This is a genomic window from Streptomyces sp. NPDC051976 (assembly GCF_040680795.1).
Classification (GTDB): domain Bacteria; phylum Actinomycetota; class Actinomycetes; order Streptomycetales; family Streptomycetaceae; genus Actinacidiphila.
This window is the reverse complement of the sequence record NZ_JBFAXL010000005.1, coordinates 64,382-83,967: the sequence shown is the minus strand read 5'-3', so window position 1 is coordinate 83,967 and position 19,586 is coordinate 64,382. Positions and strand designations below refer to the sequence as shown.

Below are 19,586 nucleotides of genomic sequence, written 5' to 3'. Positions count from 1 at the left end.
TGCCCGGCCATGCTCAGGCGGTGCCTGGGGCGCGGCCCATCACTTTTGCGAAGGCCGCAAAATGGAACCCATGGAAGAGGAACTGCGGCAGATACTCGACGGCATCGGGCCCCGGCTGCGCGCGCTGCGCCGGGACCGCGGGCTCACCCTGGAGGCGCTCGCCGCCATGACCGGGTTCTCGGTGAGCACGCTGTCCCGGCTGGAGTCGGGCAGGCGGCGGCCGACCCTGGAACTGCTCATCCCGCTCGCCCGCACCCACCGCATCGCACTGGACCAGCTCGTGGCCGCGCCCGCCAGCGGCGACCCCCGCGTGCACCTCGCGCCCCTGCGCAAGGGGCACGGCAGCACCCTCGTGCCCCTGACCCAGTACCCGGGCCGGGTGCAGGTCTTCAAACAGGTGCTGGCCCCGCGCGAGCCCAAGCTCGTCACCCACGACGGCTACGAGTGGCTGTACGTCCTCGCCGGTGAGCTGCGGCTCGTCCTCGGGGAGCGGGAGCTCGTGCTCGGCCCCGGGCAGGTGGCGGAGTTCGACACGGGGCAGCCGCACTGGTTCGGCCCCGCGGGCACCGGCACCGTGGAGATCCTCCACCTGTTCGGGCCCCGGGGCGACCGGGCGGTCGTCCGTGAGGGGCCGACCGCGGCCGGCCCCTCCCCGGAAGCTAGCTGAAGACGCCCAGGGCGCCGAGGGCGCAGCCGCCGCCCAGGAGGAAGAAGACCGGGGTGAGGACCTTCAGCTCCACCCAGCTGCCGGCGCGGAAGCGCATGAACTTCGGCGGCCCGACCGGGTACCACCGGCGGCGGCCCAGCGGGATCGGCCACAGGATCGGGCAGCCGGAGACGGTCAGCGCGTCGCCGATGCAGTGCACGAGCGAGCCCAGGACGATCGGCAGGCCGATCCAGAGGTAGTGCTGCCCCGGCTGCGTGAACAGCCAATCCTTGCCGTTGCCCGGGTTGTCGAGGACATCGGCCAGCACCCAGGCGCTGGTGGCGCCGAGCAGCCAGACCAGGACGTCGCTGGACATCCGCGCCTGCCGCCAGAGCAGGCCCTCCACCGCCAGCACCATGTGCACGAAGAGGATCGCCAGGACCGCCCACCGGCCGCCGTAGACGGCCGCCGCCGAGCAGCCGGAGCCGATCAGAACCGCCCACAGCCAGGTGTGGGTGAGGGTGCGGTGGCCGCCCGCGCGGCGGGGGTCGCCCGCCTTCCGCGTCGCCTTGTACGTGGCGTGCGCGAGGCCGTCGATGATCTCGCACAGGCCGCGGGAGATCGGCCCGAAGGCCCGCGAGATCGTGGCGGCCTTGTGGTCGAGGTCGGGGGCGAGGGCCGCGCCCGCGCAGATGAGCGCGCCGACCACGAGGGTCGGCCACGGCATCGGGTGGTCGAGGCCCGCCGCCACGGCTCCGACGGCCAGCCAGGCCGCCGCTCCGGACAGTGAGTGCGCAGGTCCCATCATGGTGGTGCTCAGCCCCCTACAAGGCCGCCCGCGGGCGGAGTTGACGCGTCGTCGACGGCACACCATATCGCTGGCGATCAATGGCGCCGCCTCCGGTTCCGCCCAGGGACGCCACGGCAGGCAAGATGGTGGGGTGACCCTTATCGATCAGCTCCCTTCCAGCCCTGACCCCGATGCCCTCTTCGAAGCGTTCTCCACGTGGGCAGAAGGCCAGGGCATCGCCCTCTATCCGGCCCAGGAGGAGGCGCTGATCGAGGTGGTCTCGGGTGCGAACGTGATCCTCTCCACCCCGACCGGATCCGGAAAGAGCCTGGTCGCGGCGGGTGCGCACTTCGCCGCGCTGGCCCGCGACGAGGTGACCTTCTATACCGCGCCGATCAAGGCGCTGGTGTCGGAGAAGTTCTTCGACCTGTGCAAGCTGTTCGGCACCGAGAACGTCGGCATGCTGACCGGCGACGCCTCGGTGAACCCGGACGCGCCCGTGATCTGCTGCACCGCGGAGGTGCTGGCCTCGATCGCGCTGCGGGACGGGCGCGCCGCGGACGTCGGCCAGGTGGTCATGGACGAGTTCCACTTCTACGCGGAGCCGGACCGCGGCTGGGCCTGGCAGATCCCGCTGCTGGAACTGCCGCAGGCGCAGTTCCTGCTGATGTCGGCGACGCTGGGTGACGTCTCCCGCTTCGAGGAGGACCTGACCCGCAGGACCGGACGTCCCACGGCCGTCGTACGGTCGGCGACCCGGCCGGTGCCGCTGTCGTACGACTATGTGACGACCCCCCTGACGGAGACGATCACCGAACTGCTGGAGACCCGGCAGGCCCCGGTCTACATCGTGCACTTCACGCAGGCGGCGGCCGTCGAGCGGGCCCAGGCGCTGATGAGCATCAACATGTGCACCAAGGCCGAGAAGGAGGCCATCTCCGATCTGATCGGCCACTTCCGCTTCACCACCACCTTCGGCCGCAACCTCGCGCGCTACGCCAAGCACGGCATCGGCGTCCACCACGCGGGGATGCTGCCCAAGTACCGGCGGCTGGTGGAGAAGCTGGCCCAGGCGGGTCTGCTGAAGGTCATCTGCGGCACCGACACCCTCGGGGTCGGCGTCAACGTGCCCATCCGCACGGTGCTGTTCACCGCGCTCACCAAGTACGACGGCACCCGGGTGAGGACGCTGCGGGCCCGCGAGTTCCACCAGATCGCGGGGCGGGCGGGGCGGGCCGGTTTCGACACGGCGGGATTCGTGGTGGCGCAGGCCCCCGAGCACGTCATCGAGAACAAGAAGGCGCTCGCCAAGGCCGGGGACGACCCGAAGAAGATCCGCAAGGTGGTGCGCAAGAAGCCGCCGGAGGGCTTCGTCAACTGGTCGGACCTGACCTTCGAGCGGCTGATCGCCGCCGAGCCGGAGCCGCTCACCTCCCGCTTCAAGGTCACCCACACCATGCTGCTGTCGGTGATCGCCCGGCCGGGCAACGCCTTCGACGCGATGCGCCGCCTCCTGGAGGACAACCACGAGGACCGCAGGCACCAGCTGCGCCACATCCGACGGGCCATCGCCATCTACCGCTCGCTGGTCGACGGCGGTGTGGTGGAGCGGCTCGCGGAGCCGGACGCCGAGGGCCGCATCATCCGGCTGACGGTCGACCTCCAGCAGGACTTCGCCCTGAACCAGCCGCTGTCCACCTTCGCGCTGGCCTCCTTCGAACTGCTCGACAAGGAGTCCCCCTCCTACGCCCTGGACATGGTCTCGGTGGTGGAGTCCACGCTCGACGACCCGCGGCAGATCCTGGCGGCCCAGCAGAACAAGGCCCGCGGTGAGGCCGTCGCCGAGATGAAGATGGACGGCGTCGAGTACGAGGAGCGGATGGAGCGTCTGCAGGACATCTCCTATCCCAAGCCCCTCGAAGAGCTGCTGTCGCACGCCTACGGCGTCTACCGGCAGAGTCACCCGTGGGTGGGCGACCACCCGCTGTCGCCCAAGTCCGTCATCCGTGACATGTACGAACGGGCCATGACCTTCGGCGAGTTCACCTCCTACTACGAACTCGCCCGCACTGAGGGCATCGTGCTGCGCTACCTGGCCAGCGCGTACAAGGCGCTGGAGCACACCGTGCCCGACGACCTGAAGTCGGAGGACTTCCAGGACCTGATCGCCTGGCTGGGCGAACTGGTCCGGCAGGTCGACTCCAGCCTGCTCGACGAGTGGGAGCAGCTCGCCAACCCGGAGGAGGAGACGGCCGAGCAGGCGGCGGAGAAGGCCGACCAGGTCAAGCCGGTCACCGCGAACTCCCGCGCCTTCCGGGTCCTGGTGCGCAACGCCCTCTTCCGCCGGGTCGAGCTGGCCGCGCTGGAGAAGTACTACCAGCTCGGCGAACTCGACGCGGACGCCGGATGGGACGCGGACACCTGGGCGGACGCCATGGACGCCTACTGGGACGAGTACGACGACCTGGGGACCGGGCCCGACGCGCGCGGTCCGAAGCTGCTGCAGATCGAGGAGCAGCCCGAGCACGGTCTGTGGCGGGTCCGGCAGACCTTCGCCGACCCCAACGGCGACCACGGCTGGGGCATCTCCGCTGAGGTCGACCTGGCCGCCTCCGACGAGGAGGGCCGCGCGGTGGTGCGGCTGACCGGCGTCGGCGAGCTGTGACCGGGCGGGCGGGGCGGCCGGGGCGCACGGTGAGGGAGCCACGATGACGAACGCCGCCGAGCGGCTGGTGGATCTGCTGGACCTGGAGCGGATCGAAGAGAACATCTTCCGCGGGCGCAGCCCCCAGGAGCGCCTGCAGCGGGTGTTCGGCGGCCAGGTCGCCGGGCAGGCGCTGGTGGCTGCGGGCCGCACCACCGACGGTGCCAGGCCGGTCCACTCGCTGCACGCGTACTTCCTGCGGCCCGGTCGCCCCGGGGTGCCGATCGTGTACCAGGTCGAGCGGGTCCGCGACGGCCGCTCCTTCACCACCCGCCGGGTGGTGGCGATCCAGCAGGGTCGGACGATCTTCAACTTGACGGCCTCCTTCCATCAGCCGGAACCGGGATTCGAGCACCAGTTGCCGATGCCCGAGGTGCCGGAGCCGGACGACCTGCCGCGGCTCGGCGACGAACTCCGGTCGCACCTGGGGGTGCTGCCAGAGGCGCTGGAGCGGATGGAGCGACGTCAGCCGTTCGACATCCGCTATGTGGAGCGGCTGCGCTGGACCCCTGAGGAGGTCCGGGGCGCGGAGCCGCGCAGCGCGGTCTGGATGCGCGCGGTGGGACCGCTGGGTGACGATCCGCTGGTGCACACCTGCGCGCTGACCTACGCGAGCGACATGATGCTGCTCAACGCCGTACGCGTACCGGTCGAGCCGCTGTGGGGGCCGCGGGGGTTCGACATGGCGTCGCTGGACCACGCCATGTGGTTCCACCGGCCCTTCCGCACCGACGAGTGGTTCCTCTACCAGCAGGAGTCACCCATCGCGACCGGCGCCCGCGGCCTGGCGCGGGGACAGATCTTCGACCGGCGGGGTCGGCTGCTCGTGTCCGTGATGCAGGAAGGGCTGTTCCGCAGGATCGGCGGCTGACCGCCGGCGCCCGCGCAGCCTCCCCAGCAGGCCCATCCGCTGCCGGGACCGGGTACCCGGCCGAGGCGGGGGCGGGGACACCCGCGGGGACGCGGACGGGTGCGGCGGCCGGGGCAGTGGCGCGGGTGCCGCCGCCGGGTCCGCGGGCCCAGCGGCCGACGACCGGGCCGGGCGCGGGTCAGGGCGCGGACCTGGACCCGGCTCCGGGCGAGGGTCCGGACGGGGATCCGGTGGGACCGTGAGCGCCGGACGTGGCGCGGGGTGTTCCGCGCGGGCCCGGTGCAGGGCCGCGTCGAGGGCGAAGAGGGCGAGGGTGATCTCGTCGGGGTGGTCGGCGGTCGTGATGCTTCTGACCAGCTCGGGTCCGGCGAGCGGTCCCGGCCGGCCCGGTGGCAGCGCCTCCCGGATCCTGCGCAGCCTGGCCCGCTCGTAGGGGTCGGGCACCGCGTCACCGACGACCTCCGGCCCGAGGAGCGCCGCCCAGACGGCCGCCTCCTCCCACGGGTCGTGGGCGTCCCTGACGAGTTGGGCGACGCGGCGCGCGCGCCAGCCGCGGGCCCGCTGGTCCTCGCCCTCGTCCAGGCTCTCCCGCAGGCCGGCGGGCAGCCGTCCGCGCAGCAGGGCCGGGGACTCGTCGGCGAAGCTTCGCAGCTCGTGGGCGAGATAGAGCCACACCAGCGCCCGGTAGCGGTTGACGTACCAGCGCACCGGCCGGATCAGCCCGGCCCTGGTCAGCCGCACCAGGCGGTCACGGCTGATGCCGATCAGCTCGGCGGCCTCCCCCGACGTCACGAGCCGCAGCCGGTCGAGGAGCACCTGCGGGTGACCCTCCCGGCCGCGCACCCTGGCCAGCTCGGCGGCGCCGACCCGCCACTGGCCGCCGCCACACGCCACCGTGCGGATCTCCCCGAGCTGGAGTGCCAGCTCGAAGTCGGCGAAGCTCAGCCCCAGCTCCTCCCGCGCGCGGTTCAACGAGATCGTGGGCCGGGCGGCGGCCCCCGGTCCCGGCTTCGGCACACTCCCCGACGTCCACGCGACGCTCACAGCGGGCTTCGCTGCCCTGACGTTCTTCGCGGTCTTCATCGTCATCACTCCCCCGGTCCATTCGATTACTCTCAGTCACGAATGTACCGCAGGGCGCCACCACCCGTTCCTGGCCTGTGGATAACTCGATTCCCGCGCGAAACGCGCAGCTCAGGAGGGTGTGGCTCCCGGCTGACGGGGTGCCACGCCGAGGTGCTCGCCGACCCGGTGGACCAGCAGCGTCATCTCGTAGGCGACCTGGCCGACGTCCGCCTCCATCCCGCTGAGGACGGACAGGCAGCTCCCGTCGCCCGCGGCGGTCACGAAGAGGAAGCCCTCGTCGAACTCGACCATGGTCTGCCGCACCGCGCCGACGCCGAACTGCCGCCCCGCGCCCTTGGCGAGGCTGTGGAATCCGGAGGAGACGGCGGCCAGGTGCTCGGCCGTCTCCCGGTCGATGTCGGCGCTCGCGCCGGTGACCAGCCCGTCGTTCGACAGGATGAGTGCGTGCCGTACGTGCGGCACGCGCTGCGTCAGTTCGTCGAGCAGCCAAGCGAGCCCGTTGCCCACCGTCATTACCTGCCTCCCATCTCCACTGCGGTACCGAGCCTGACCTGCCGGGCGCGCTTCGGCAACCCCCCTACCGACGCGTACGGTGTTCAGCGGCCCCGGGGCGCGTACATGATGAGGCCCACGCCGAGCAGGCAGACGACGGCTCCGATGACGTCGAAGCGGTCCGGCCGGTAGCCGTCCGCGACCATCCCCCACACCAGTGATCCGGCGACGAACACCCCGCCGTAGGCGGCGAGGATGCGGCCGAACTGGGCGTCGGGCTGGAGGGTGGCGACGAAGCCGTAGAGCCCGAGGGCGACGATCCCCGCGGCGGCCCAGCCGATCCCGCGGTGCTCCCGTACCGCCTGCCAGATGAGCCATGCGCCGCCGATCTCCAGCAGGGCTGCGAGGACGAAGAGAGCGACCGAGCGGAGCGGGATCATGCGACCATGATGCATGGGCATGGAGACGGAACGACGCCAGGTCAGGGAGTTCTTCGCGGCGAAGGCCGTCGGCTGGGAGAAGCGTTTCCCCGATGACACACCGGCCTACCGGGCCGCCGTCGCGGAGCTGGGACTGACCACCGGCGGACGCGCCCTGGACGCCGGGTGCGGTACCGCTCGCGCGCTGCCGCTGCTGCGCGAGGCCGTCGGCCCGTCCGGCACCGTCGTCGGCGTGGATCTGACACCAGAGATGCTGCGCGAGGCCACCGTGCTCGGCCGCCATCACGACGGCGCCCTGGTCGAGGGGGACGGCGCCCGGCTGCCGCTGCGCGAGGGCGCGTTCGACGCGGTCCTCGCCGCCGGGCTGGTCCACCATCTGCCCGATCCAGAGGCGGGCCTGCGCGAACTGGCCCGGGTGACACGGCCCGGCGGACGGCTGGCACTGTTCCACCCCATCGGACGCGCCGCCCTCGCGGCCCGCCGCGGCCATGAACTGCGCCCGGACGACGTCAGGGCCGCACCCCAGCTCGTACCGCTGCTGACGCGCACCGGCTGGGAGCTGTCGCTGTACGACGACGGCGAGGAGCGCTATCTGGCGGTGGCGGTCAGGCGGCGCTGATCGCCTCCGCGTACGCCTGCGGGTTGTCGAACATCAGGCAGTGGCCCGCGCCCGCCAGGGTGACCACGTCGACGCCGGCCGCCACGAGCCCGTCGCGGTCGTCGAGGTCCTCGCTCAACTCCCCCACCAGGTAGGTGCGCGGGATGTCCATGGCCACCAGCATCGCGCGCATCGTCGGCCGGGTGGCCCGCGCCAGGGCGGTGGCGGTGCGGTGCAGCCCGACGGGGTCGGCGAGCCGCATCGTCGCGCGCCACCGCCAGCCGACCCGCTCCAGGGTCTCGTCGAACCCGCCCCCGACGACGAACTCCTCCTCCGTGTAGGCGGCGATGCCGCTGCCGCCGGTGGGGACGACCGGCTGGGGGTCGAGGTTGGCCTCGGCGAGCACCAGGCGGGAGACCAACTCCGGCCGCCGGTGCGCCAGCACGATGGACACCGCCCCGCCCATGCTGTGCCCGACCACCTCGGCGCCGCGCACCCCGGCCGCGTCGAGAACGGCGGCCAGCGCGTCCGCGTGCTCCTCCAAGGAGTAGCCGAAGTCGGCCGGGCGGTCGCTGATCCCGAAGCCGGGCAGGTCCACGTAAAGCGTCCGGCGTCCCGCGAGTGCCGGATGCGCCCCTATATGAGCGGTGTACGCGCCCGACGTGGCGCCAAGTCCGTGCACATGGACCCGCGTCGGCTCCGCACCGGCCGCCTCCGTCCAGCGAATGAACGCACCTTCTGGTCCGAATTCCGTCTGCCGCACCGCTGAACCGCCTCTCCCCGGCCGAACCCCGGACGGGGTTCGGGCCTGTCCGATGCGAAGAACATACATCGTCACCGAGGTACTACGCCACCGTGGTACTCCGAGAGTGAGGCAGAATGACGGGCATGTTGGAACTGGCGATCCTCGGCTTCCTCCACGAGGCCCCACTGCACGGCTATGAGCTGCGCAAACGCATCGCGGCGCTCACAGGGCACGTGAAACCGGTCGCGGAGAGCACGCTCTATCCGGCGATCAAGCGCATGGAGAAGGCCGGGTGGCTGCGGCGCGAGACGCAACCCGGCGCGGTGGCGGCGCCCCGGCATGTGCTGACGCTGACGCCGGAGGGGCACGACGAACTGCTGCGGCGGCTGGCCGAGCCCGCCGACCTGGACATCAGCGACGAGAACCGCTGGTTCACGGTGCTCGCCTTCCTGCGGCACCTGCCCGGCCGCGGCGCGCAGGCCGCCGTGCTCCGCCGCAGGCTGGCCTTCCTCGAACAGCCTTCCAGCTTCTTCTACGACGGTGACCGCGCACTGCGCGCGGAGGAGCTCGACGATCCGTTCCGGCAGGGCATCCTCACCATCGCGCGCGCCACCAGCGAGGCCGAACTGGGCTGGCTGCACACGACGCTGGACGCGCTCGGGAAGCCGTCGCGGACCGCCCGAGCGGCCAAGCTCTGAGAGCGGGAGCGCCGGATACGGTGCCCCGCGGGAGCGCAGGCGGCCCACCTGCGCGGTCGCACCCGATTTCGGGCCTCCGCAACCCCTCGACGTGGACGTTACCCGCTGGTTAAGGTGCGCGGACGAGACAACAGGGAGGCACCGGATGGCCGCGGCCGAGTACCCGGAGGACGACGACGCGCTGTTCGTGCTGACTGCCGCGATGCTGACACCGGGGCGGTTCCCCGGAGTGCTGGGGGACGACTACCCGGCGGCGTGCGCCGAGTTGGGTCTGGAGCCGATGCCCGACGGGTACGGCCTGGTCTTCGGGCAGGACGGCGCCGGGGCGCGCTGGACGGTGGCCACCACCGACGCCGCCATGGTGGCGTGCGCGCTGGCCGCCTGGGACTGCGGGCTGGAGTACGACCTCTCCCCCGACGAGAACAGCCTCGCCGCGTCCCTGCCGGGCTGGCCGCTCCCCGTGGCCGTCTCCGTGCCCGGCATCCCCGACCCGCACGACCCCACCGAGGAGGACGGCGGCCGCGCCCCGCTCTCCCCGCCCGACACCTCCGTCTGGGGCCCGCCGCAACGCCGCCTGGGCGCCGACGAGATCGCCGTACGCTGGCACGAGTGGCGCGACCAACTGGACGCGGAGACGGCGGAGCCCGAAGCGGCCGAGCCGGAGGCGACGGAGCCGGCCGACACAACAGAGGCGGCGGAAAAGGCGCAGCCGACCGACACAGTCACCGATCCCGCCGACGCCGAGTCCCCAGCCGGAACGGCGGAAACGGCGGAAACGGCGGAATCCGACACCAAGGTGCCGGATTCCGCGGACGCGCCGGACACCTCCCAGGTGCCGGACGCGGAGACCTCACTTGCGCCCGCGTCCGACGCCGCATCTGATGCCTCCTCCGACGACGCCGCCCCCCAGACCGGCATCTCGCACAAGGGCATACGCCATGTGCTGGAGAGCGCCGAGGAGTACGTACGCAATCCGCCGCCGCCGGGACGGGTGCGGACCGTCCATGGTGCGGTGCGGGCGGACGGGCCCGGGTGGAGCCTGGTGGCGCGCACGGACGACATCGCCTTCGTCCTGCTGGACGACGCACCCGGTGAGGTGCTGCCGGTGGGCCGAGGACCGTCACTGCCGCCGCTGCTCGAAGCGCTCAGCAAGCTGGCCGCGGCGTCGGCCTGAACCGACGCCGCTCAGCCCTTCCTGGTGTCCGCCCGCACCACGTCCGCGGCCTTGCGGGCGGCCACCAGCACCGGGTCCCAGACCGGGGAGAAGGGCGGGGCGTAGCCGAGGTCGAGCGAGACCATCTGGTCGACGGTCATCCCGGCGGTGAGGGCGACCGCGCCGATGTCGACCCGCTTGGCGGCCCCCTCGCGGCCGACGATCTGCAGGCCGAGCAGCCGCCCGGTGCCGCGTTCCGCGAGCATCTTGACGGTCATGGTGGCGGCGTCCGGGTAGTAGCCCGCCCGGCTGGTGGACTCGATGACGGCCGTGACGAACTCCAGCCCCGCCGCCCGCGCCTGGGACTCCTTCAGGCCGGTACGGGCGATCTCGACGTCGCAGACCTTGCTCACCGCGGTGCCGACGACACCGGGGAACGTGGCGTAGCCGCCGCCGATGTTGGTGCCGATGATCCGGCCGTGCTTGTTGGCGTGGGTGCCGAGCGCGATGTGCTGGAGGCCGCCGGAGACGAGGTTGAGCACCTCCACGCAGTCGCCGCCCGACCAGATCCGCTCGCTGCCGCGGACCCGCATCGCCCGGTCGGTGAGCAGCCCGCCGTGCGCGCCCAGCGGCAGTCCCGCGTCACGGGCCAGGTCGGTGCCGGGGCGTACCCCGACGCCCAGGACCACGATGTCCGCGGGGAACTCGGCGTCGTCCGTGGCGACGCCGCACGCCCGCCCGTCGGGCCCGGTGAGGACCTCGCGCACCGCGGCCCCGGACACGACGCGGACGCCGAGTCCCTCCAGGGCGGTGCGCACCAGCCGTCCCATGTCGGGGTCGAGGGTGCTCATCGGCTGGTCGTTGCGGTCGACGAGGGTGACGTCGAGGCCGTGCCGCAGCATGGCCTCGGCCATCTCGACGCCGATGTAGCCGCCGCCGACGACCACCGCGCGCCGCACCCCGCCCCGGTCCAGGCCGCGCAGCACCGCCTCGCCGTCGTCCAGGGTCTGCACCCCGAACACGCCGGGCGCGTCGATGCCGGGGACGGGCGGCCGTACGGGCCGGGCGCCGGTGGCGATGACCAAGTGGTCGTAGCCGGTCCACTCCTCGCGGCCGTCCGCGTCCCTGCTGCGGACCCGGCCCCGGTCCGGCTCGACGGCCACCACCTCGGTGCCCAGGCGCAGGTCGATACCGCGGGCCCGGTGCTCGTCCGCGGTACGGGCGACCAGCGCGTCGGGGCCGTCGGTGGCGCCGCCGATCCAGTACGGGATGCCGCAGGCGGAGTACGAGGTGTGGTGGCCGCGTTCGAACGCGATGATCTCCAGGTCGTCCGCGGCTCTGCGGCGCCGGGCCTGGGACGCGGCCGACATCCCCGCCGCGTCACCGCCGATGACCACCAGACGTTCCGTCATATCTTCGGTCCCCTTCTGATCGGCCGCGCGAGGTGCGCGCCTGGGAACCCTACGTGGCGCGCCACATCAGGTGCCGCCGGATGCCCGCGGGTGCCGTGGCGCCGCCACCCGGCCGCGCGGGCGCGGGAATTGGCGGCGGCTGCCTGCTAGGCGGGTGCCAGGAGGTCGGCGTGGTGGCGGCGGGCGGTCTCGGGGTGCGCGCGCAGCCAGCCCTTCAGCTCGTTGCGGCCGTACTCGGCGAAGAGCGGGTTGGCCGCGTCCTGGCTGACGCCCGGCGCCTGGTCGCCGTACGGGAACGGCAGCGCGTTGACGTGCGCGTCCAGGCGCGGGTTGTAGAAGAACGGCACCGAGAAGCGCTCGCGGGTGCCGGGCGGCGAGACGACCCGGTGGTTGGTGGCCTTCAGGTAGCCGTCGGTGGCGACCTCCAGCAGCTCGCCCAGATTGACGACGAAGGCGCCCGGCAGCGGCGGCACTTCGTGGAAGAGGCCGTCGTCGCGCTGCACCTGGAGGCCGCCGACGGAGTCCTGGAGGAGCAGCGTGAGGAAGCCGTAGTCCTTGTGGGCGCCGACGCCCTGGCCGTCGCCCTCGTCCGCGCCCGGGGCGCTGCCGGGGTAGCGGACCATCTTCAGGTGCAGGTGGGGGGCGTCCGCGAAGATGTCGTCGTAGAAGTCCTCGGGGGCGCCGATGGCGGCGAGCAGTTCGTGCAGCAGCAGCCGGGCCACACCGCTGAGCCGGTCCATCCAGCCCAGCGCGGCGACGCGCAGACCGGGCAGGGCGGCGGGCCACTGGTTGGGGCCTTCCAGCCACCAGTAGGCGGGGTCCGCGGCGGTGGGTATCCGGGCGGGGCGCTCGGCGCCGATGTCGAGCTGGTCGCGCCAGTCGCGGCTGCCGCCGGTGTGCTCGTCGCCGATCCGGGTGTAGCCGCGGAAGTGCGGCGACTTCAGGTTGGACACCGCGAGGCGGTCGGCCTCGGGAAGCGCGAAGAAGGACCGTACGGCCGTCATCAGGGCGTCGGTCTCGGCCTGGGTGACGCCATGGCCGGTGAGCTGGAAGAAGCCGGTGCCGTGGGCGGCCTGGTGGAGGTCGGCGCGCAGCCGCGCGCGGGCCCCGGGATCACCCGAGGTGGCGGCGGACAGGTCGATCACCGGGAGCTGGAGCCGGGAGGGCCGGGCATCGTGCGTGCCGGGGCCGGGCTGGGGGAACGGGGACTGCTGCGACATGGGTACATCCGCGGGTGTGGGACCCGGCGGCGGGCGGCGGTGGCCGTCCGCGGGCGCGACGGCTTCCGGGGTACGGGCGTCACGGGGACCGGGCTGATCGGCTGGGGCGGGGGCACGCCCGGAGGCCGGGCGGCGGTACAGCGAGGCGGGGATTCAGCCGTGCCGGTGACAGGACATGCTCGTGACGCGGACGAAGTCCACGTGGCGGCGCCGTACGAGCAGGGTCCGGGTCATGCGCCCAAGAGTACGTCGCCGCTCCGGGAAGCGCGGTGACGCAGGTCACCGGGGTGCGAGCGCTTCCGGCAAGGGCGGCCGCACCCCGGTCCCGCGGCCGCCAGTCGGCGCGGCCGCCACGCGAGTGCTCGCACCCCGGTCCGGCGGACCCCAGTCAGGCAGCGCATCAGTCGGCGCCCCCCGCCCGGCGGCCCCCCGCCCGGCGGCCCCCCGTCAGGCGGCCACCAGCCGGGCGCGGGCCTCCATCAGTGCGAAGCCGAGAAGGTTCAGGCCGCGCCAGGCGTCGGGCCGCTCGGCGCGCTCGTCGTCGGCGGCGAGGCCGATGCCCCAGATCCGGTCCACGGGGCTGGCCTCGACCAGGACGCGGTCGCCGGTGGTGAGCAGGAAGTGGCGCAGCGCCGGGTCGCTGCCGAACTTGTGGACGCTGCCCTCGGTGACCAGGCCGAGGCGCTCCCGCTCCCAGACCGCCTGGTCGAAGCCGCGTACGGTGCGGCCGACGCTCTTGGCGGCCTTGGGGTGGACGGCCTCGACGGCGAGCCGCTCGGCCTCCGCGTCGCCGAAGAGCCGGGCCTTGCCCGCCATCATCCAGTGCTCGGCGGTGGCGTAGGTGACGCCGTCGACGGTGAAGGGCGCGGGCCACCACTGGCTGAGGCAGCCGGCGCCGATGCTGCCGTCGCGCTGCGGGCGGTGCCCCCAGAAGGCCAGGTACTTCACCCGCTGCCCGGTCCTGGTGTGCGCGATCAGCTGCTCCACCGAGCGGGCGTCCGCCGCCCCGACGTCCGTCATCGCGCTCAGACCTTCTCGAGGGGGCGGTGCGGGGCGGCGGGCAGCTCGACGGCCACCGTGTCGCCGGGACGGATCTCGCCGCCCTCCAGCACGATGCCCATGATCCCGGTCTTGCGGACGATCCGTCCCGCCTCGTCCCGGCCGATCACCTGCTTGAGCAGGCCGGAGCGGAAACCGTCGATCTGCAGGCAGGGGTTGCGCAGACCGGTGATCTCCACGACCGCGTCGGCGCCGAGCCGCAGCCGGGCGCCGAAGGGCAGGGCGAGCAGGTCGATCCCCCGGGTCGTGACGTTCTCCCCCAGGTCGCCGGGGGCTATGTCGTACCCGGCGAGGCGCAGCTCGTCGAACAGCTCCGCGTGGATGAGGTGCACCTGGCGCAGATTCGGCTGTGTCGGGTCCTGGGCGATACGGAACAGGTGCTGCACGGTGACCCCGAGATGGGCGTCGCCCTCGACGCCGAGTCCGGCGAGCAGCCGGATGCTGTCCTCGTTGGCCTTGCTGAACCGGTGTTCCGCGTCGCGGCTGACCGCGATGACCGTGCCGCTGTCCACAGAGGTGCCGCTCCTCGTCCGAATGGATGATCCTGCGATCACCCTATCGGGGGTCGTCCCAGGTCAGCGACCTATTTGCCGACGGCTGTTGCGGCGCAGCCTGCGCCGCTGGGACGGGTCGAGGGTGAGGTAGGCGGCCACCGGCACACCGACGACGATCAGGAAGGTCACCCACCAGGGCAGGAAGATCAGCAGGAGCAGCCCTACCGCCACACCACCGATGACGACCTTTGTGCGATTCGACATGTCCCCGCCTCCGTTCACGGCGGCCCGCGACGATCCGCGCCGCACCTTACCGCTCGCTCCTACCCACTGGAACGCGTCGACGACCGTCCCGGTTCCCCCCGATTGTCCGGGGGGAACCGGGCGGGTGTCAGCCCAGACGGGCCGCGGAAGTGAACGACGGCGCCGGAGCGGGCGGCGTCAGGGCGACCGACGTGCGCGGCGCCAGGGCGCCGGGACGCGTGGACAGCGCCCCGTAGCCGCCGACCAGCGGCAGCCGGAGCACCGAATGGGACAGGTCGACCGTCACCTTGGGAGTGGTGTCGGGCGGCAGGATCAGCCCGTTGTCGGTACCCGCCACGATCAGCGCGAGCCGGTGCCCGGCCGGGACCACATGGTCGGTCGCGGCGAGCTGGATCGTCATCGTGTAGGGCTTGCCCGGGACGAGGGGCACGCCGTGCGCGAGCGACGCGTAGTGCCCGAGGTCGGCCCAGCCGCGGCTGAAGACGGTGTGGTCGACCGTGGTCGTGTCCGCGCTGGTGTCGAGGAAGCAGGCGCTGTCACCGGCGGTGCTCTCGCCGTAGCAGGAACGGGTGGTGCCGGTGGTGATGCCCTCGCCGTTGCCGTTGTAGTTGCGGATGGTGGCGGGCCCGAGGTCGACCAGGACGGCCGAGAGGTGGGCGCTGGTGGTGGACGAGGTGGCGGTCACGGTGAAGGTGCCGCCGCCGGACAGCCGCAGGTCCTTGGCGAGCACGCCGGTGGTGAACGCGGTCTTGGCCGGGGTCGCGGCGTCCGCGGCGGCCGCCCAGTCCTCCTCCCACAGGCTCGGGTCGTCGGTGAACGACTCGGTGGCGCCGGACCGGGCGTGCTTCGTGCCCAGGGTGCCGAGGCCGTCGGTGGCCGTCGGGCCGAGGTTCAGCGCGGTGGTGCGGGTGCCGGGCGCGGGCCACACGCGGTCGGTGGTCCAGTGGTCGACGCCGCGCTCGATGTCGGCCATCGGCTCGCGCTGGATGCCGTTGTCCACGCCGAGCAGGTAGTGGTCGAACCACCGCTGGAGGGTGGGCACCCAGGCGGTGCGGCGGTAGTCGAACGGGTCGACGTGGCCGGTCTGCGACAGCCACACCTTGCGCTCGACGCCCTGCGCGGACAGCGCGGTCCACCACTGGCCGAAGTGCTTGGTGCGTACGTTGAGGTCCTGCATGCCCTGGACCGCGAAGACGCTGGCCTTCACCTTCGCCGCGTCCTTGACGTAGTCGCGCGCGGTCCAGAACGGCGTCCAGTCGCCGGTACGCGGCGAGCCGTCGATGATCTTCTGCTGCTCGGCGGCGCAGTGGGCGTGCGCGCCGTCGCTCTCCACGTAGTCCGACAGCCACTCGGGGCCGTCCTGGAGCGGGGCGCCCTGGTGGAAGTAGTAGTCGTACCAGGAGGAGATCGCGCTGATCGGCACGATGGTCTTCAGACCGCGCACCCCGGTGGCGGCGACGCCGTTGGCGATGGTGCCGTCCCAGCTCTTGCCGATCATGCCGACGCTGCCGTTGGCCCAGCTCGCGGCGACCGCGTGGCCGCCGGAGCGTGCGCTCCAGCCGTGGGCGCGGCCGTTGAGCCAGTCGATGACGGCCTTGGCGGACTGCACGTCGGAGGGCCCGCCGACGTCCACGCAGCCGTCGGAGCGGTTGGTGCCCGCGAGGTCGACCAGCACGGACGCGTAGCCGCGCGGCACGAAGTAGTTGTCGTAGAAGAGCGGCGCCTGGACGATGTTCCCGCTGGCGTCGTAGGTCTTGACCTGACTCTCGTTGCCGCGTCCGCAGCAGGAGTAGTACGGGCTGGCGTCCATGATGACGGGGACCTTGCGTCCGGCCTTGGCGGGCTCGGAGGGGCGGACGATGTCGACGGCGACGCGGTCCGTGCGGCCGTCGCCGTCACCGTCGAGGCCGGTGTCCACCCACACCGCCTCTCGGACGGCGTCGGCGTAGGAGTAGTCGGGTTGACTCAGTCCGTGCCGTACGGTGCCGCCGCGTGCGGCGCTGTCGGCGCGTGCGGCGGTGGGGGCGATCAGGACCGCGGCCATGGCGGCGATGACCGCCAGCACCACGGTGATCCACTGGAAGCGGGCAGCCCGCGTGTGTGAGAGCACTGCCGGAGGCTAACCCTTGGTTCGGCCATGCCAACAGGGGGCCGCCACAACGGAGTTGCGTGACACCGTACGGTCCCGCGGCCGCCGGCGGCCGCGGGACCCTGTGTGACGGGTGGGTCAGCCCTTGCCGGTGAGGCCCGCGCGGCGCAGCGCGTCGGCCATCGCACCGCCCGGCGCGGGCTGCTGGTTGCCGCCGCCGCGGCGACCGGCGCCCTGGCCCTGACCGCGGTTCTGGCCCTGGCCACGGCCCTGACCGCCCTGGCCGCCCTGGCCGCCCTGCCTGTTCTGGCCGCCGCCCTGGCGCGGCGGACCGCCGCGCCGCTCACCGCCGCCGCGCTGCTCGCGGTCACCGCGCTGGCCGCCGCCGCGCGAGGATGCGCCGGGCTCGTCGTCCAGCCGCAGCGTCAGCGAGATGCGCTTGCGCGGCAGGTCGACGTCGAGCACCTTCACGCGCACGATGTCGCCCGGCTTGACGACCTCGCGCGGGTCGGCGACGAACGAGTCGGAGAGCGCGGAGACATGGACCAGCCCGTCCTGGTGGACGCCGACGTCCACGAACGCCCCGAAGGCGGCCACATTGGTGACCACGCCCTCCAGGATCATTCCCGGCCGCAGGTCCTTCATCTCCTCCACGCCCTCCTTGAAGGTCGCGGTCTTGAAGGCGGGACGCGGGTCGCGGCCGGGCTTCTCCAGCTCGGCGAGGATGTCGGTGACGGTCGGCAGACCGAAGGAGTCGTCCACGAAGTCCTGCGGGCGCAGCGCCCGCAGCACCGATCCGTTGCCGATCAGCGACTTGACGTCCGTTTTCGCCGTCGCGCTGATCCGCCGCACCACCGGGTACGCCTCCGGGTGCACGCTGGAGGCGTCCAGCGGGTCGTCGCCGCCGGGGATCCGCAGGAAGCCCGCGCACTGCTCGTACGCCTTCGGGCCGAGCCGCGCCACCTCCTTGAGGTCCTTGCGGGTGCGGAACGGGCCGTTGGCGTCGCGGTGCGCCACGATGTTGCCCGCCAGGCCCTCGGTGATGCCGGAGACCCGGCGCAGCAGCGGCGCGGACGCGGTGTTGACGTCCACCCCGACGCCGTTGACGCAGTCCTCGACGACGGCGTCGAGGGAGCGGGACAGCTTCAGCTCCGACAGGTCGTGCTGGTACTGGCCGACGCCGATCGACCGCGGGTCGATCTTGACGAGCTCGGCCAGCGGGTCCTGCAGGCGGCGGGCGATGGAGACCGCGCCGCGCAGCGACACGTCCAGGTCCGGGAGTTCGGCAGAGGCGTAGGCGGAGGCGGAGTAGACGGAGGCGCCCGCCTCGGAGACCACGGCCTTGGTGAGCTTCAGGTCCGGGTGCAGCTTGATCAGGTCGGCGGCGAGCTTGTCCGTCTCGCGGGACGCGGTGCCGTTGCCGATGGCGATCAGGTCGACCTGGTGGGCCTTCGCCAGCCGGGCGAGCGTGGCCAGCGACTCGTCCCACTTGTTGCGCGGCACGTGCGGGTAGATCGTGTCGGTCGCGACGACCTTGCCGGTGGCGTCGACCACGGCGACCTTCACACCGGTCCGCAGGCCGGGGTCGAGGCCCATGGTGGCGCGGGTGCCCGCGGGGGCGGCGAGCAGCAGGTCGCGCAGGTTGGCGGCGAAGACCCGTACGGCCTCGTCCTCGGCCTCCTGGCGGAGCTGCACGCGCAGGTCGATGCCGAGGCGGACCAGGAAGCGGGTGCGCCAGGCCCAGCGGACCGTGTCGGCGAGCCACTTGTCGGCCGGGCGGCCGCGGTCGGCGATGCCGAAATTCTGCGCGATACGGCGCTCGAAGCTGGACGGGCCGTCCTCGGTGGGCTCCTCGGGCTCCAGGGTGAGGTCGAGGACCTCCTCCTTCTCGCCGCGGAGCATCGCCAGCACGCGGTGCGAGGGGAGTTTGGTGAAGGGCTCGGCGAAGTCGAAGTAGTCGGAGAACTTCGCGCCCGCCTCCTCCTTGCCCTCCCGGACCGCCGACACCAGCCTGCCGCGGGTCCACATCCGGGCGCGCAGTTCGCCGACGAGGTCGGCGTCCTCGGAGAAGCGCTCGGTGAGGATGGCGCGGGCGCCCTCCAGCGCCGCCGCCGCGTCCTCGACGCCCTTGTCGGCGGACACGTACGAGGCCGCCTCGGTCTGCGGGTCGGTGCCGGGCTCGGCGAGCAGGGTGTCGGCGAGCGGTTCGAGGCCGGCCTCGCGGGCGATCTGCGCCTTGGTGCGGCGCTTGGGCTTGAAGGGCAGGTAGATGTCCTCCAGCCGGGCCTTGGAGTCGGCGGCCATGATCTGCGCCTTGAGGGCGTCGTCGAGCTTGCCCTGCGACTCGACCGACTCCAGGATGGCCGCGCGCCGCTCGTCGAGTTCCCGCAGGTAGCGCAACCGCTCCTCCAGGGTGCGCAGTTGCGCGTCGTCGAGGGTGCCGGTCGCCTCCTTGCGGTAGCGCGCGATGAACGGCACTGTCGCCCCGCCGTCGAGCAGCTCGACGGCCGACCGCACCTGTCCTTCGCGTACGCCGAGTTCCTCGGCGATCCTGCGTTCGACCGATCCGTTACCGCTGATGATCTCGCTCCTCGTGTGCGGGGCTCTTCGCCCGTGGTGCCTTGCCCTGCATCGTAGACGCCGACCGGTGTCCGCTCACGGCTCCGGCGGCCGGATCAGCGCAGTGGTTTCCGCGGCGGCGGGGCGCCGGAGTTCGCGGCGGCGGGCGGGTGGGGTTATCCCCCGGGATTGCGGCGGCTGGCACCCGGAACGGCCGGGTGATGGCGCCATGGCCCGGGGTGGCGCCTGATCCCTAGCGTCGAGAT

The 19,586-nt window shown here is 72.7% G+C and carries 18 protein-coding genes; 6 read left to right on the top strand and 12 right to left on the bottom strand.

The genetic code is table 11. The annotated features are described in order from the left end of the window. Positions 1–70: 70 nt before the first annotated feature. Complete coding sequence (locus AB0M29_RS07765) at positions 71–667, top strand: XRE family transcriptional regulator (RefSeq protein ID WP_365380461.1); 597 nt, start codon at positions 71–73, stop codon at positions 665–667. Here AB0M29_RS07765 and AB0M29_RS07760 read toward each other — a convergent pair. Continuing rightward, a complete protein-coding gene (locus AB0M29_RS07760; protein WP_365380458.1) occupies positions 660–1,454 on the bottom strand; it encodes a metal-dependent hydrolase in 795 nt (264 codons plus the stop codon). The two genes, AB0M29_RS07765 and AB0M29_RS07760, sit on opposite strands and share 8 nt — an antisense overlap. A gap of 133 nt (positions 1,455–1,587) precedes the next feature. Between AB0M29_RS07760 and AB0M29_RS07755 the strand changes: the two genes are divergently transcribed. Further along, on the top strand, positions 1,588–4,101 hold the full coding sequence (locus AB0M29_RS07755; protein ID WP_365380456.1) for a DUF3516 domain-containing protein: 2,514 nt from the start codon (positions 1,588–1,590) through the stop codon (positions 4,099–4,101). Positions 4,102–4,144: 43 nt separating this feature from the next. After that, a complete protein-coding gene (locus AB0M29_RS07750; protein WP_365380453.1) occupies positions 4,145–5,011 on the top strand; it encodes an acyl-CoA thioesterase II in 867 nt (288 codons plus the stop codon). Here AB0M29_RS07750 and AB0M29_RS07745 read toward each other — a convergent pair. The 3 genes from AB0M29_RS07745 to AB0M29_RS07735 all read right to left on the bottom strand — a co-directional run bounded on the left by AB0M29_RS07745 (position 4,898) and on the right by AB0M29_RS07735 (position 7,029). Next, positions 4,898–6,094, bottom strand: coding sequence for a DUF6397 family protein (locus AB0M29_RS07745; RefSeq protein WP_365380450.1), 1,197 nt, complete (start codon positions 6,092–6,094; stop codon positions 4,898–4,900). The genes AB0M29_RS07750 and AB0M29_RS07745 overlap by 114 nt on opposite strands. Positions 6,095–6,205: 111 nt before the next feature. Next, on the bottom strand, positions 6,206–6,610 hold the full coding sequence (locus AB0M29_RS07740) for a roadblock/LC7 domain-containing protein (protein ID WP_365380447.1): 405 nt from the start codon (positions 6,608–6,610) through the stop codon (positions 6,206–6,208). Between the two features lie 83 nt (positions 6,611–6,693). Beyond that, positions 6,694–7,029 carry a YnfA family protein gene (locus tag AB0M29_RS07735; RefSeq protein ID WP_365380445.1) on the bottom strand — a complete coding sequence of 112 codons (336 nt, stop codon included), beginning with the start codon at positions 7,027–7,029 and terminating at the stop codon, positions 6,694–6,696. A gap of 13 nt (positions 7,030–7,042) precedes the next feature. Between AB0M29_RS07735 and AB0M29_RS07730 the strand changes: the two genes are divergently transcribed. Continuing rightward, positions 7,043–7,648, top strand: coding sequence for a class I SAM-dependent methyltransferase (locus AB0M29_RS07730; protein ID WP_365380442.1), 606 nt, complete (start codon positions 7,043–7,045; stop codon positions 7,646–7,648). On the opposite strand, the gene AB0M29_RS07725 is transcribed toward AB0M29_RS07730, so the two are convergent. Next, positions 7,635–8,390: an alpha/beta hydrolase gene (locus AB0M29_RS07725; RefSeq protein ID WP_365380439.1), complete on the bottom strand. Its 756-nt coding sequence runs from the start codon at positions 8,388–8,390 to the stop codon at positions 7,635–7,637. The two genes, AB0M29_RS07730 and AB0M29_RS07725, sit on opposite strands and share 14 nt — an antisense overlap. 125 nt (positions 8,391–8,515) lie before the next feature. On the opposite strand from AB0M29_RS07725, the gene AB0M29_RS07720 reads away from it, so the two are divergent. Next, on the top strand, positions 8,516–9,070 hold the full coding sequence (locus AB0M29_RS07720) for a PadR family transcriptional regulator (RefSeq protein WP_365380437.1): 555 nt from the start codon (positions 8,516–8,518) through the stop codon (positions 9,068–9,070). A 145-nt stretch (positions 9,071–9,215) separates the two neighbouring features. After that, positions 9,216–10,244 carry a hypothetical protein gene (locus AB0M29_RS07715; protein WP_365380434.1) on the top strand — a complete coding sequence of 343 codons (1,029 nt, stop codon included), beginning with the start codon at positions 9,216–9,218 and terminating at the stop codon, positions 10,242–10,244. An 11-nt stretch (positions 10,245–10,255) separates the two neighbouring features. Here the strand turns inward: AB0M29_RS07715 and AB0M29_RS07710 are convergent, their stop codons facing one another. The 7 genes from AB0M29_RS07710 to AB0M29_RS07680 all read right to left on the bottom strand — a co-directional run bounded on the left by AB0M29_RS07710 (position 10,256) and on the right by AB0M29_RS07680 (position 19,341). Then, on the bottom strand, positions 10,256–11,635 hold the full coding sequence (locus AB0M29_RS07710) for an FAD-dependent oxidoreductase (protein ID WP_365380431.1): 1,380 nt from the start codon (positions 11,633–11,635) through the stop codon (positions 10,256–10,258). A 146-nt stretch (positions 11,636–11,781) separates the two neighbouring features. Beyond that, a complete protein-coding gene (locus AB0M29_RS07705) occupies positions 11,782–12,855 on the bottom strand; it encodes a 2-oxoglutarate and iron-dependent oxygenase domain-containing protein (RefSeq protein WP_365380428.1) in 1,074 nt (357 codons plus the stop codon). A gap of 447 nt (positions 12,856–13,302) precedes the next feature. Further along, complete coding sequence (locus tag AB0M29_RS07700) at positions 13,303–13,875, bottom strand: NADAR family protein (protein ID WP_365380425.1); 573 nt, start codon at positions 13,873–13,875, stop codon at positions 13,303–13,305. Positions 13,876–13,880: 5 nt separating this feature from the next. After that, positions 13,881–14,426 carry an MOSC domain-containing protein gene (locus AB0M29_RS07695; RefSeq protein WP_365380422.1) on the bottom strand — a complete coding sequence of 182 codons (546 nt, stop codon included), beginning with the start codon at positions 14,424–14,426 and terminating at the stop codon, positions 13,881–13,883. Between the two features lie 63 nt (positions 14,427–14,489). Next, on the bottom strand, positions 14,490–14,672 hold the full coding sequence (locus tag AB0M29_RS07690; protein WP_365380420.1) for a hypothetical protein: 183 nt from the start codon (positions 14,670–14,672) through the stop codon (positions 14,490–14,492). Between the two features lie 127 nt (positions 14,673–14,799). Next, on the bottom strand, positions 14,800–16,782 hold the full coding sequence (locus AB0M29_RS07685; RefSeq protein WP_365380417.1) for a Xaa-Pro dipeptidyl-peptidase: 1,983 nt from the start codon (positions 16,780–16,782) through the stop codon (positions 14,800–14,802). Between the two features lie 117 nt (positions 16,783–16,899). Then, entirely contained in the window at positions 16,900–19,341 is a 2,442-nt protein-coding gene (locus AB0M29_RS07680; RefSeq protein ID WP_365381023.1) for a Tex family protein, read from the bottom strand. Positions 19,342–19,586: the final 245 nt, after the last annotated feature.

Coding starts and splice junctions, on each gene's coding strand:
- AB0M29_RS07700 (WP_365380425.1), bottom strand. CDS start 13,875: ATGACGGACGTCGGGGCGGCGGACGCCCGCTCGGTGGAGCAGCTGATC.
- AB0M29_RS07690 (WP_365380420.1), bottom strand. CDS start 14,672: ATGTCGAATCGCACAAAGGTCGTCATCGGTGGTGTGGCGGTAGGGCTG.
- AB0M29_RS07715 (WP_365380434.1), top strand. CDS start 9,216: ATGGCCGCGGCCGAGTACCCGGAGGACGACGACGCGCTGTTCGTGCTG.
- AB0M29_RS07735 (WP_365380445.1), bottom strand. CDS start 7,029: ATGATCCCGCTCCGCTCGGTCGCTCTCTTCGTCCTCGCAGCCCTGCTG.
- AB0M29_RS07705 (WP_365380428.1), bottom strand. CDS start 12,855: ATGTCGCAGCAGTCCCCGTTCCCCCAGCCCGGCCCCGGCACGCACGAT.
- AB0M29_RS07710 (WP_365380431.1), bottom strand. CDS start 11,635: ATGACGGAACGTCTGGTGGTCATCGGCGGTGACGCGGCGGGGATGTCG.
- AB0M29_RS07745 (WP_365380450.1), bottom strand. CDS start 6,094: ATGAAGACCGCGAAGAACGTCAGGGCAGCGAAGCCCGCTGTGAGCGTC.
- AB0M29_RS07720 (WP_365380437.1), top strand. CDS start 8,516: ATGTTGGAACTGGCGATCCTCGGCTTCCTCCACGAGGCCCCACTGCAC.
- AB0M29_RS07760 (WP_365380458.1), bottom strand. CDS start 1,454: ATGATGGGACCTGCGCACTCACTGTCCGGAGCGGCGGCCTGGCTGGCC.
- AB0M29_RS07730 (WP_365380442.1), top strand. CDS start 7,043: ATGGGCATGGAGACGGAACGACGCCAGGTCAGGGAGTTCTTCGCGGCG.
- AB0M29_RS07750 (WP_365380453.1), top strand. CDS start 4,145: ATGACGAACGCCGCCGAGCGGCTGGTGGATCTGCTGGACCTGGAGCGG.
- AB0M29_RS07765 (WP_365380461.1), top strand. CDS start 71: ATGGAAGAGGAACTGCGGCAGATACTCGACGGCATCGGGCCCCGGCTG.
- AB0M29_RS07740 (WP_365380447.1), bottom strand. CDS start 6,610: ATGACGGTGGGCAACGGGCTCGCTTGGCTGCTCGACGAACTGACGCAG.